Source organism: [Mycobacterium] manitobense, from assembly GCF_025821665.1.
Classification (GTDB): Bacteria; Actinomycetota; Actinomycetes; order Mycobacteriales; family Mycobacteriaceae; genus Mycobacterium; species Mycobacterium arseniciresistens.
Genome location: NZ_JACKSJ010000059.1, coordinates 1 through 477, shown reverse-complemented (window position 1 = coordinate 477; position 477 = coordinate 1). Strand labels below are relative to the sequence as shown.

Genomic DNA, 477 nt, shown 5'->3' with positions numbered 1-477 from the left:
TTGATGACATAAATCCGCCCGTCAGGTGCAACTGCTACCCCAGATGGACGACTGCCCGTGTACTCAATACTGTTGATCAGTGCGTCACGGGAGGGCACCACTGTCGCGACGATTGTTACGATGACTGACTTCTCGCCGTCACTCGCGGTGATGCCGAAGGGAACGACCTTCGGCGCGTTCTTGTCCCATGCACTCATAAGGGCAGTGGTTGATGGCGTGAAGGTCCAATCACCGGTGTTTATGTCGATGATGACACGGCCTTCCTTTACGGAAGGCGGGCTGTTCAGAGTATATGTGAGCCGGTCTCCGTCGGGGTCTGTGACGTGTAGCGATCCGGTGACCTGACCGGTTGAAGGATCCAACCGATCAATCGAGTACGCGGGATCACCAACCACCGGAGCACCGTTATCTGTCGGTACAACAGGGGAAATGGTGACGGTGACGTCTTTCGTAATGGTGCTTCCGTCGTTCTTACCG

At 55.8% G+C, this 477-nt stretch carries 1 protein-coding gene; it reads right to left on the bottom strand.

Translation table 11 applies throughout. The features are described from left to right. A partial coding sequence (locus H7I41_RS07355) for an Ig-like domain-containing protein (protein WP_264011925.1) occupies positions 1 to 477 on the bottom strand: 477 nt, incomplete at both ends.